The sequence below is a fragment of the Psychromonas sp. MB-3u-54 genome, from assembly GCF_002836415.1.
In the GTDB taxonomy this organism is placed as follows: Bacteria; Pseudomonadota; Gammaproteobacteria; order Enterobacterales; family Psychromonadaceae; genus Psychromonas.
This window is the reverse complement of the sequence record NZ_PJBP01000109.1, coordinates 22,323-34,935: the sequence shown is the minus strand read 5'-3', so window position 1 is coordinate 34,935 and position 12,613 is coordinate 22,323. Positions and strand designations below refer to the sequence as shown.

Sequence of the window (12,613 nt, the reverse complement as noted above, 5' to 3'; positions counted from 1 at the left end):
TCATATTTTGCTTTGTTAAATAATCCTTTCCACGAATCAATCACCATTAAATATCAGCTAAAGAGAGAAATACCAACCACCAATAAAAATGCCTTCTACTTTTATATGATGAGTATTATGGATCTTTCCTCTGCTGCTTTATTAACCATTGAGTATGACAAGCCTTACAATACAAATGGGTAGCACCACGGTTCCACGCTTTAATCGTTCTCGTATCATAGGGTTCGGTTTTTCTACATGTTGTACATTGAAAGGAACTATTCTTAGGTTTTTTTGACGGCCTAAAAAAATAAAAGCAATGACGGCAGGAATAGCAAATATAAAAGATCTTCCTATATTAGTTGTTTTAAAATATGTGTACTCAGCAAATGTAACCGAAAAAATAAGCACCGCTATTAAGAAGCAATCAAAAGCATTTATTGTTTTAGGCTCTACTTCGATATTATTTTGTTGGCTATTACTTGTTTTAGGCAAACTATCAATCGCTACCTTAGTCGCTTTCAATCTATTTTTATTATCAGTTGTCAACACGAACACAACTGAGTCACCTATTTCTGGTTTTGTATCTTTATTTTTAAGGCTGGAAATATTAAAAAACACTTTTCCATCTTTTTCAGAGGATATAAAACCACAGTCTTGATCATCTTCCCACTGACTTATTTTCCCTTTCATATTATCTGCAGACCCCATTGTTATTCGGTTATTTAACGCGGCGTTAGAATGACTCTTACAGCCAAACGTCAGAAAAAACGAGTTCCTATACGAATTCTAAGCGTTTAGGATGCCAGGTAAGAATGAAATTCGGGAACGTGGAGATTCGAGGGACATCCAAACTTTAATAATAACTAATCAGACTGTAAATGTAAGGTTGGACAGCCAATGTTTATGGTTAAGTTTAATCGAAGACTTGAATACATTGCCGCGCGCTGCAGTAGCCCTCCACCGCGATTAGCGCAACCCCTTCAGATATAACGGCGGTAAAGCGCGCTACCCCACTGGAAGCCACCAGCACCGAATTCTTTACCAAAAACCTCGACACTCAAAGGTTAACAATATAACCGATTGATTTTAAACTCCCATAAAAAAAACCAATTTTGACAGGATGAGGGATTTTGCTCTTTGTCAGGAAACGCAAATGCCATATTTGGGTAAAATATCATGTAATATGTGGAATCGATGTGCTTGCAGGGCATCGTGAAACAGCTTCCAATTAGAATGTAAAAAGTCGGGATGATACGGAAACACATCATCATCATGGTCATTCTCTTTATCTTGCTGAATGGCTTGATGCTTCCATGATCCTTTGCCTTTAGGTTTAAACGCTAATTGAACAGCTTCAAATGAAAATGCACCTGAAGATATTTTCTTTAACCATTCAGCATGTCTTTCATGACCATTTTGACTGGTGAATTCGGCCAGAAGTTTACCGATTAAAATTTTATCTTCCTTTGATAAGCCTAATTGCTGATCGATACTCATAGAACTATCTTTAGCAATAAAGCACTGAACAACACGGCACATTGCGTCTGCTGCAGCACAGAATATTTTATGATTATCTCTTTTTATTAATTGTCCGTTACCATCTCTATAGCTCCACTTTAAAAATGGTTTGTCAGGATGAGAGAGAGAAGCGCCATGGCCTAGCGGAAACATAGCGCTTACAAAATAGTTTTTCATTTTTTCAAAAAAACTCTGATCATTTGTTATGTTACCACTACTAAGATCGTTAACTTCATTACACTTATGATTCACACCTGCAAAGCCTTGATGCGCAAAAGTGTCTGCATAAACATGCAGTGTAATACCAAGCCTGTGGAGAGCGTAATTTTTATCCCTGTCATCCATCATTGATTTGAGCATATCTCGAGCTGGGTAGCTATCGGGTTTGCAGATAAGCTTATCGATGAATTTTCCGCTCGGATTTTTTCCGGCAGATAAGCCTCCATTACCCGGCAAAAAGTGAAATGGTACCCAAACGCGGTGATTTGCCAGCTCTCTGGAATTTCTATAATCCACCATTTTATGTGCAGATGAAGTACGGTGGTACATTGCACCGTTATCGAATTTAATCGATCCCTTGTTTGTCGCGTCATCTACATATTGCGCACTATATGCAACAATATCAGCATCTTCATGGCTAAGCCCTGCTAATCTAGAAACAACATATGTCAGTGTGTGATGTCCATCTATCTGCATTGGGAGTTCCTCATAAGATTGAAAAGAATAAAAATAGTGAAATGCTTTATGACTCTAAAACACCCACTTATCTTTAATATAGTTAAGCACTGCTAACAATTCCAATCTCAAACGTATCCCCATGTTATTTAACACAAAGAATTAACCGTCAACAAGAAAGGCTGAACAGCCATCTTGTTGTTGATATTTGATGTTAATAAAAAATCAAGTTAACACTTAATATGCGCGTATTTGTTTGATGACACTCAATAAATATTTTAATTATTGTAGTTGAGTTAAATAGTTGAGTTAAATAATGAGGCATTTTGAGAGAGTAAAACATAAAGAAAAGGTTAGCCCCTAAAGTAGGGTCTGTTGAGCACTTTATTTTCAATAAGACAACGACTTAATGGCGTCCGATACCGTTAAAAAATGAATTTTAGTGAGGCAAAGTGTGGATTTTTTAAACTCATGGGCGCGTATTAAATTCGACACATAGGATGCAACCAATATCTGATCTGTTTTGATTAACGCCAGTTCTCCTGAACTTGATTCGATTAAATAACGATAACCAACAGAATCTATAACATGGTCGTCATCACAAAGGAGTAATTCCCGACATTCAGAGATAAAATCTCGTTCGGAATCTAAATAAATAAGCTCATCATCTCCATCTAGTTTGAGCATGCATGGCCACGAAATCATAAAAGTTACCTCGATAAATATAACCGCCTTAATAACAGACGAAAAATGCTGGGCTAATAAAGGAAAAGCTGCAAAGATTACCAATATAAGCGATTGATTTTAAATTTCCATCAAAAAATCCACAAGCATTTTTTCAATCCAATATTAGGATCACTTATTTTTGCTTTTTGTAAGCAGAAAACCGTTGAGGTTTTGACAGATCGCTCCATTTCAACCATGGGCCATCGGATTTCAATTGGACATACTTGTCTTCAGCCCCATAACAGTATATAGAATGAACCCTGACGATTAATTCAAATGCGGATCCCTTTTCATGATCGCCCTGTTTTTGCTGAATGACCTCGTGGATAGTTCCTGGAAGAATAACGACCTCATCACCTGAATGCAGCAAATGGGGGCCGCTATCATTGATGTAAATCTTCATTATACCTTTTAGAACAGTGTAGATTTCTATTCCGCGTTGATGTTTGTGACGGTCCTGCGAAGCATATTCAGTAAACGTTGCTAACTCCAAACCACCCTTTCCAGTAGGCAGCACTGATGGTGCTTTCCAAAGCGCTTCAGTAATGAGTGTTTCTCCAAAATCAGGCATAATATTAGTCGCAAAAACCTTTCGACCATTGTTATTTGATTCTCCAAGCTTGTTCTTTTGTCCAATAATTTCAGCATCTTTTTCTGCGTTTTGACGCGTAATTAATACATGTGAAACCGGATATTCAGTATGTTGTGACATGTTGGTCTCTTTCTGCTTGTGCTGTTAGCGGAACTTTGCCAACTTGTGATCTAAGCTAACTTTAACCACTGGCCATTCTGTATTGATGATTGAAAATACAACGGTGTCCCTATAAACACCCTTAGCCATTTTTTGATGATTACGCAGTACTCCGTCTTGTTTTGCACCTAAACGTAATATCGCAGCCCTTGATTTGAGATTATGCCAATGAGTACGAAACTCCACTGCGATCGCTCCTCGAGCCTCAAAAGCATGACTTAAAAGAAGCTGCTTACATTCAGTGTTTACGAATGAACGCTGGTAACTCTCTGCGTACCAGGTATAACCAATTTCAACCCGTTGATGTACTTTATCTGCATGACAAAACCGTGTAGAACCAATGATTTTGTTGCTGTTTTTCTCAATAATAACAAAAGCTAAGGCCGTTCCTTGCACCTGTTCTTTGAGGGCTTTCGATATGTATTCATCAATTGATTCCGCATTAGGAATTGATGTATACCATAATTCCCATAGTTTACCGTCTGACGCAGCTTTCACTAAATCATCAGCATGATCTTTTCGTAGAGGTACAAGTTTGACAGTTTCTGATTCTAATTCAATTTTCTTAAGCCACATTTACTCGTCCTAGTTAATTAACTTCTGAGGGTTTAATTCGACAAATTATAGCTAACCTTTGCACCACTTTTAACGACAATTTTGCTTTTTTACAGGGAAAATCCAGCACCCAACCAATATAATCTATGGCTATTAAAATCCGGTCAAAATCCTCAAAATATTGACCGGATTAGAGATTATGCTCTATCTGTAAGCTCGTTAACTTTTTATTAAAAGCGCCTCGAGCGGCGTGCCATAAGTTCAACAACGGAGGATGACAATACAAAAGGAAAATTTTTCGGCGGCTTTTTGGGGTTCAAAAAACAGGCGTTTTATAATGGGTATTTTCTTATTTTTGTCTTCTTAATTTTGGTGCGGCTGATTCAACAATCAGATAAGGTTTCGGTTTCGGCTACGCCTTATTTGTTGTGCATTTTAGTTGCGACACCAAAGCTGATATAAGATGCAAATTTAGGCAGGCCTTTTATGTAATTACTATTAGACCAATCGATAGAAAATCCGCTACTTTGTATATTTTCAATCACTGTCCTATTTAAATGACACCCACCAAAAATCTTACCCCATAATTTATTTAAGCGATTTTGCCACTTCTTAATTGATTCATCTGGTGCTTGACCATGCTCACAGAATAGAATTTTACCTTCGGGCTTTAATACTCGGTGCATTTGCTTCATAGCGGCATGCCAATCAGGAATAGTACAAAGGGTATAAGTTAAAACAATGGAGTCCACTGAATTATCCTCAAGAGGAATTTTCTCACCCGGAAGACTTAACCACTCAACCTGAACAGGTGATTTAGCCAAGTTTTTTTTCGCTTTTTTTTGCATTCCAGAAGAGGGTTCAAGTCCCCATACCTTTGTAACCTGATCAGGATTATATAAATCCATATTGACAGCAGACCCCATACCCACCTCTAAAACATTTCCAAAAGCTAAAGGAACTATTTTTTCTCGCGTCTTCATTATACCCTTCGAAGAACAAGCACAATTTAGAATGTGCGGTAGAATATTGTTTTCATAAAAGCTCAAAGATATACTCCTTTCTAGTTTTGTATTTAAAAATTTATCAATGTTAATTATTTAACGGTTTTATAATGAATATCTTCTTATTTTATTCTTGCAGCAACAATGACTTTATCGTCAATCATATAAAGATTTATCAAGACATCCATGTTAATTATTTAACGGTTTTATAATGAATATCTTCTTGTTTTATGATTGCAGTTACTTTTCCGTCAATCATATACTTTATATGTACCTATCACACAATGGAATTTATTATGAAACAACGGATTATTTTTTCTATTATAATGTCATTTATTTTATCCCTTCTCATGACTTGCTGGATAACGCTAATAAACTTAGGGATGAACGAGTATTTTATATCACACTGGCACTATGCTTTTTGGTTAGCATGGCCAGCAGCTGCTACCATTTCATTTCTATTTGCACCTGCTGTTCACAAATTAACACTAAAAATAATGTGAATAATGAGCTAAATGGCGACTGTATTCACATACAGTCAATGGTGCGATTACCAGACCCCACAACGCTCCGGACGTCAGGAACTACCGCATTCCGCTTTTCAGTTATATCTTCACTCGACGCTCTAAAAATCGAAAACTCGATGCTCGAAGCTCGAAGCTCACAATAAAAGTAGAAAAGTTTATCTCTTGTCTTTTGCTGATAGCCCCCTTCTAGATTGTTCAATAAAACTCCTGTAAGCTGTTAAAACAATCAATTTAACGTAATAAAAACATGATATTAGATTCGTTTATTTTATTTTTTGCCGGCCTGCTTGGGGGCATTCTCAATTCAATAGCAGGCGGAGGGAGTTTTATTACCTTTCCTGCTCTGTTGTTTGCGGGCGTTCCGCCTATTGCTGCCAATGCCACCAATACCTTCGCCTCTTGCGCAGGCTACCTAAGTGGTGCTTATGCGTTTCGCAAAGACATAGCAACCGATAAAAACAGTCTAAAAAAAATCATCATTCCAAGTGTAATGGGCGGCTTACTCGGGGCCCTATTATTACTCAATACGCCTGAAAGTGTCTTCACAGAAGCTATTCCATGGCTTTTACTGTTTGCAACGCTGCTGTTTATTTTTGGCGGTAAGCTCAACCAACTGCTGGTAAAAGTTGGCGGAAAACACAAACATGCCAATGTGATTGGTTCAATTCTACTGGCACTGTTGTTACTTATTATTTGTATTTATGGTGGCTTTTTTAATGCGGGGCTTGGCATTGTCTCTTTGAGTTATTTGGTGCTTGCACGTTATCAAGACATTAACCTTATGAACGGCATCAAGCTGTTAATTTCTTCAATTGTTTCTCTTATCGCCATTGTTATTTTCATCGCCAACGGAACGATATATTGGTCTTCAGGCTTTTTTGTATTACTGGGTACACTGTCGGGCGGATACTTTGCGGCAAAGCTGTCGAGAACACTCTCCCAGGCTCATATCAGAATGTTTGTCACTGTTGCCAGCTTGTTTATTACCGTCTATTTTTTCTATGACACCTATGGACTGCCCGCTGCAATGACAGATAACACTTAAATGCGCACTTTTTCCCGTAGCGAGCATCAAGGTTTTTCATGGAAAGAGCTTAGCAGTGATTTAAATTTAAAATGACTACCTAACCACTACTAAAATTATCATTCAGGCTTGCCTAAAAATTTTAACTATACGTACGATGTATGATATGCCCAATAAATAATTGGCATGAAATTAAGTATAATAACAAGAGGTGAGACACAAAACACACATAAAAAGCACAACATCAACAACAAAAAATAATACGCCAATATTTTTATTCTATGAAGAAACACCCATAAATAGTTTATATTCTCCTGCAAAAAAACATGAAATAAGAAATATTATAAATATCCCTCCATCTATCACTCTACCCAATAACAACAGAGCTGCAGCCGAGAACAACGTCCCCGGAATAGTAAAAAAACAAGGTGTGAATTCGCCATTGTATTTTTTTCTTCTTTCTTAATATTGTACCAAATCCATTAATTTCCTGCTCATTTATGCGTGTTAAAATACATGCTAGCGAGACATAAAACGATGTTTTAGTCTTTGTAATTTATTTGATTCATAACATCCTGTTATTCCCCACTTCGTGGCCAGCTAAAGCTGTTCAAAATCCTTCCAGACGATTTTGTATAATTAGAACAACTAGTTACTGCAATCAACACCTTGCTTTCATGCATTTTTCCGGTGCCTAAATAGATCTCTTAATTAGTGGAATTGATATTATTTCTCATTCTCCGCAGCGATATAAAATAAAAAAGTCATCACCTTATCTAATGCATCTAAAATAATACTGGCTGCCAGACTACATACAGAGGGAAAGTGCCCGATGGGCCAAATTTTTTATTTCGCCTGATCTTCATGACCCGTGTTCTTCACTGTCGTGTGGTTGATGGCAAAACTGGCTCTTTTTTCATTCGCTAACAATCCTTTCCTCAATCCCCCGTATTTTCACTATCTATGGATCAGCTACGCGCTAAAAAAACCAAACTGGATGGTAAAAACTTGTTTTTTATGACATTATCCATCCGATGCTCTGGCCAGACAGTGTTCATACGCAAGCTAATCGTGAGTACTCTGATATGCCCCCATACAACTGGCTTAGGGATTACCCCCTGTTGGTATTATTTTTTATTAGCCATTTGTCTAGATTGGTATAAACACACCGAACTTAAACAACAGTCCTCAAAATACAATATGTTATACCAATCCGCATAAATAAATGCTCTAAAATTGCGAAGGTAAAAATAATGATAGCAAGACGTTTGATTGAGCAATAGCTGGCTATTGGGATTGCAAACAACGAAGCTGGCGTTAATTTTAACAAGTAAGACAGTTCAGATATTTATGCGGATTGGTATTATTAGGCAAAAACAATGAACTTAATAAATTTTATCACCGTCAAACTGAGCCACCTTTTTTTTACCTTAATATTTGTATTTACTGCCATATTGCCGGTACAAGCTGCACTTTCCGATAATTACCTCTACGACACTTGGACGAGCCGCGATGGTTTACCACATAACAGTATTAATGCTATCACCCAGACCCAAGATGGTTACCTGTGGTTTGCAACTTGGGAGGGCATTGCGCGTTTTAATGGTAAAGAATTTAAAATTTTCACGCGCGGCAGCGAAAGCGGCCTGATTGATTCCGGTGTTCGTGCCCTATATGCAGATAGCGATGGCAGTTTATTTGCCGGAGGCTCAAGAGGCGGATTAGTCCAACGCACCCCTTATCATTGGCAGGGGCTAGCACCCATTAAAAACCTGATTAATACAGTGCTAAGAGATGCTGAAGGAGGGCTTTGGGTAGGCTTACAGGGAGAAGGGCTATTTTTTCGTGCCCATGACAAGGCTGACAATCAACTTATTATACCTGCGGTGACCGTTTATAAGCTTGCCATGAGCAAAAATGGAGAGGTTTTAGCAGCCACCAGCAAAGGCTTATATATACTTAGCTCGGCAGGAAGCAAACATATTGAACCACTCCATGGCCTGGGAAATACTCCGATCTATTCTGTCGTAGAGGATCCACTGGGACGCCTTATTATTGGTAGTAAAAATGGCGTTTGGCTCTACGAAAAGGGGCAATTTAGTCGTTTCCATCAACAGCTCAACGACCTGCGGGTGGCGACGATATTAGTTGATCGACAAGGTGGCTATTGGTTTGGCACCTTCAGTCAGGGCGTTTATCATTTTAGTAACAATCAACTCTCTTCATTCAGCGAACAAGATGGCCTCCCTCATAATGATGTTTTGGCCATTTATCAAGACCGTGAAAACTCAATTTGGATTGGTACGAACGGGGGTCTACTGCGTCTACGACAAGCTCCCTTTACCACTTGGAATCAACATGATGGCTTAAAAGGTAACTTTATCCGCACGGTACTGGCATTACCAAACGGAGAGGTTGTCGTCGGTAGCAGTAACGGATTAAATGTCATTAGCGAGGATCAGATTGACAGTTATCCGCCAGCGCTTGCTCATAATAAAACAATAACAAAACTTTCCGTCCTGAGCTTAGCACCTCGTATTGCCGGTGGCGTATGGGTTGGTTCTGCGGAGCATGGCTTATTCCAACTTGATAATAAGGTATTAAAGCACGTCGAACTACAAGGTTTGCCGACCCAGCAAATTCGCGCCATTCTTGAAGATCCGCAGGGACAATTATGGATTGGCACCACTGCAGGGTTAGTTAAATATGCAAAGAATGGTACAAGACAGCTATTTACCAGTGAAAATGGCCTGCCAGATAATTACATAATGGCATTATCGCTAGATCAACAAGGACAGGTTTGGGTGGGGACTGGTGTTGGAGTGTCGATTATCAAAGACCATCACGCACAACCGCTAAACATTCAAGCGAATGAAAACGCCCAGTATGTCTTTGGTTTTTATCCTCAGGAAAAATATATGTGGATGACCACCGACCGTGGGCTTATTCGCTACCGTTTTAGCGATCAAAATCTCGCAATGATAGGGCAAAAACAAGGTTTACCTTTGGATAAATTATTTCAGATTATTCCCGATTCAATGGGGAATTTTTGGCTTACTTCTAATCGCGGGATCTGGCGAATTACAGCGCAGGAGGCAAACGCAGTTGCCGATGGCATACGGTCTGAGATTAACTTCATTCATTACAGTGAACTCGATGGCATGCCAACCGCGCAACTTAATGGCGGCTCAAATCCAGCGGCAAGCATAGATGCTACAGGACAATTGTGGTTTGCCACCGCGAAGGGGCTGATCGCAACTCACCCGCAACGCTTTAAACAAATTATCGCACCGCAATTCCCAATGACTATCGATAAAATCAAAGTAGATCAGCGCTGGTTAGACCTAGGTGACCGACACAATGTCACCCTCCCCCCCGGCGTTCAGAGGATCACCTTTAATTTCGTCGGTTTAAGCTTTATTGCCTCAAAAGATATACTTTATCGGACTAAATTAGAGGGGCTGGAAACACAATGGATCAAAAGAGGTTCAATGGGGGTTGCTGAGTATACTAATCTCGCGCCAGGAAAATACCAGTTTCGAGTCAATGCCTATTACCCTTACGATGAAAATAAGGTCAATGAAGCGAACTTTTCTTTTACTATTCAGCCTTATTGGTGGCAAAGAATCGAGGTCCAATTTAGCTTATTTATCCTGTTTTTATTAACGATTGGTCTATTGGTTCATTGGCGACTGTACCACCTCAGACAATCTGAATTAAGATTAAAACATGAAGTCGCGCAAAAAACCCAAGCGCTACAGATTCAAGCATCGGCTTTTGCAAGACAGGCTCGAGAAGATACATTGACCGGGTTACATAATCGCTTAGCTTTTGATGAATGGGTGCTTAAAATTTATTCACTCTCGCATTCTCCTTCAACTTTATCTATTGTCATGCTCGACATTGATCACTTTAAGCGGATTAATGACACCTACACGCATTTAGCAGGTGATAAGGTACTGCAAAAAATAGGACAAGTATTTGCACAGTTTGAGCAGAGAAACTGTTTTATTGCACGCTGGGGAGGGGAAGAATTTGTGCTCGGTCTTATTGGTTGGCAAGCAGAGCAAGTTTATACGCTATGCAAAAAAATAAACCTCTTAATAAAACATCAGGACTATCCGGAAATATCTGCAACACTAACGGTCAGCGTGAGTATTGGTATTGTCAATGCTGATACCTCATATGATATTGAGCATTTACTACACTGTGCTGATAAAGCCTTATTTAAGGTTAAAAATTCGGGTAGAGATGGGATATCCGTATACCCATTGCTTGATAAATAAGAAGCGCAAAGCAGATCAGCCTATTACCCTTGCCAAATTAACAATGGCAAGTTGCGAGTAACACGCTAGAAATAAGAAAACGCCCATTATTAAAAATTTATTGAATTGTCAAAAATCAACTTATTAGCCTAACAAAGATTTGGGTGCTGAGATGGACGCTCCCAGTATCCGTATCGCAATGTGCCATGCTTAATAATTAACATGGGTGTTTTAGTAAAATTTTTAGTGAAATTTTTTAAATTTAATGTATTAACTTACAAAAGGTTTGAGTGTCCAGCCTTTTACTACTAGTGGTGCTTATGCATTTCGCAAAGACATCGCGACCGATAAACACAGTCTAAAAAAAAATCATTATTCCAAGTTTATTTGGCGGCTTACTCGGGGCCCTATTATTACTCAATACTCCTGAAAGTATCTTCACAGAAGCTATTCCATGGCTTTTACTGCTTGCAACACTGCGGTTTATTTTTGGCAATAAGCTCAACCAACTGCAGGTAAAAGTTGGCGGTAAACACAAACATGCCAATGTGATTGGTTCAATTCTGCTGGCGCTGCTGTTACTTCTCATTTATATTTATGGTGGCTTTTTTAATGCCGGGCTCGGCATTGCCTCTTTGAGTTATGCCAAACGTATTAAATTTATGATCAATGCCTTCAAATGATAAAGTTTGCACCAACTCTCGGAACTGAGCCTTCAGGCTCGGCCTGTTACTTTTAAGCCTGAACAGCACTTCAAAGGGACTACCACAGAGGGCACTGCGCGCTACACAGAGAAAGACCAGCCCGTAGGGTGCGCTCAGCGCACCGATCTGCGGAGCATAGAATGCACTCTACCCATTCCATTAATTAACTTCAGATCACAATTTAATTTCTTTTGGTATTATTTGGTGCTTGCACGTTATCAAGACATTAACCTTATGAACGGCATCAAGCTGTTAATTTCTTCGATTGTTTCTCTTATCGCCATTGTTATTTTCATCGCCAACGGAACGATATATTGGTCTTCAGGCTTTTTTGTATTACTGGGTACACTGTCGGGCGGATACTTTGCGGCAAAGCTGTCGAGAACACTCTCCCAGGCTCATATCAGAATGTTTGTCACCGTTGCCAGCTTGTTTATTACCGTCTATTTTTTCTATGATACTTATGCTGCTGCAATGATAGATAACACTTAAAGACTCACTTTTTTCCGGTAGCGGGCATCAAGTTTTGTCGAATAATTTAGCACAGAGAAAGCCCAAGTTTACTCGGATCTGTTGGCCTTTGAAGTGCAAATATTGTTCAATCTAAAAGTGTTCTGAGCAAGGCATGCATCGTTTACATAGTTATTCTATGTAAACGCCGCATCAACAACCATGCCACCCATTTTTCTAACCAATAACATAGCCTCTTTCAGCATTCATTACGGTAGTCTTCGATGACTATTCATCCGCACCCATTAAACTTATTTCAATAAATTGGGCTTTATATTTTGAAACAAGTTTAATATGGCAGTTTGCTGCACCTTGGCACCGCTTTCGATCTAAATGTTCACAGTATTCAGTTAATGTCGATAAGGCACCTAC

The 12,613-nt window shown here is 39.0% G+C and carries 12 protein-coding genes; 6 read left to right on the top strand and 6 right to left on the bottom strand.

The genetic code is table 11. The features are described from left to right. On the top strand, positions 1-183 hold a 183-nt coding region (locus CXF72_RS19770), incomplete at its 5' end, for a hypothetical protein (RefSeq protein WP_232784885.1). Here the strand turns inward: CXF72_RS19770 and CXF72_RS05230 are convergent. From CXF72_RS05230 to CXF72_RS05205, 6 genes are all read right to left on the bottom strand, one after another. After that, positions 142-672 carry a cold shock domain-containing protein gene (locus CXF72_RS05230; RefSeq protein ID WP_157823194.1) on the bottom strand — a complete coding sequence of 177 codons (531 nt, stop codon included), beginning with the start codon at positions 670-672 and terminating at the stop codon, positions 142-144. The genes CXF72_RS19770 and CXF72_RS05230 overlap by 42 nt on opposite strands. Positions 673-1,122: 450 nt before the next feature. Then, on the bottom strand, positions 1,123-2,196 hold the full coding sequence (locus tag CXF72_RS05225; RefSeq protein ID WP_101037401.1) for a DUF6765 family protein: 1,074 nt from the start codon (positions 2,194-2,196) through the stop codon (positions 1,123-1,125). A 369-nt stretch (positions 2,197-2,565) separates the two neighbouring features. Further along, entirely contained in the window at positions 2,566-2,880 is a 315-nt protein-coding gene (locus tag CXF72_RS05220; protein ID WP_101037411.1) for a DUF4144 domain-containing protein, read from the bottom strand. A gap of 154 nt (positions 2,881-3,034) precedes the next feature. Next, positions 3,035-3,613, bottom strand: a complete 579-nt coding sequence (locus CXF72_RS05215; protein ID WP_101037399.1) for a cupin domain-containing protein — start codon at positions 3,611-3,613, stop codon at positions 3,035-3,037. A 24-nt stretch (positions 3,614-3,637) separates the two neighbouring features. Beyond that, complete coding sequence (locus CXF72_RS05210) at positions 3,638-4,228, bottom strand: GNAT family N-acetyltransferase (RefSeq protein ID WP_101037397.1); 591 nt, start codon at positions 4,226-4,228, stop codon at positions 3,638-3,640. A gap of 398 nt (positions 4,229-4,626) precedes the next feature. Further along, on the bottom strand, positions 4,627-5,190 hold the full coding sequence (locus CXF72_RS05205) for a class I SAM-dependent methyltransferase (RefSeq protein ID WP_101037394.1): 564 nt from the start codon (positions 5,188-5,190) through the stop codon (positions 4,627-4,629). Positions 5,191-5,441: 251 nt separating this feature from the next. Between CXF72_RS05205 and CXF72_RS20115 the strand changes: the two genes are divergently transcribed. The 5 genes from CXF72_RS20115 (at position 5,442) to CXF72_RS19760 (ending at position 12,223) form a co-directional block, all read left to right on the top strand. Beyond that, entirely contained in the window at positions 5,442-5,714 is a 273-nt protein-coding gene (locus CXF72_RS20115; protein WP_332870222.1) for a DUF2798 domain-containing protein, read from the top strand. A 271-nt stretch (positions 5,715-5,985) separates the two neighbouring features. Next, positions 5,986-6,783, top strand: a complete 798-nt coding sequence (locus CXF72_RS05195; protein WP_101037392.1) for a sulfite exporter TauE/SafE family protein — start codon at positions 5,986-5,988, stop codon at positions 6,781-6,783. A 1,358-nt stretch (positions 6,784-8,141) separates the two neighbouring features. Continuing rightward, entirely contained in the window at positions 8,142-11,048 is a 2,907-nt protein-coding gene (locus tag CXF72_RS05190) for a ligand-binding sensor domain-containing protein (protein ID WP_101037390.1), read from the top strand. 347 nt (positions 11,049-11,395) lie between these two features. Then, positions 11,396-11,710: a TSUP family transporter gene (locus CXF72_RS20205; RefSeq protein ID WP_442966028.1), complete on the top strand. Its 315-nt coding sequence runs from the start codon at positions 11,396-11,398 to the stop codon at positions 11,708-11,710. A 6-nt stretch (positions 11,711-11,716) separates the two neighbouring features. Beyond that, positions 11,717-12,223 carry a sulfite exporter TauE/SafE family protein gene (locus CXF72_RS19760; protein WP_232784884.1) on the top strand — a complete coding sequence of 169 codons (507 nt, stop codon included), beginning with the start codon at positions 11,717-11,719 and terminating at the stop codon, positions 12,221-12,223. The last annotated feature ends 390 nt before the right edge of the window (positions 12,224-12,613 follow it).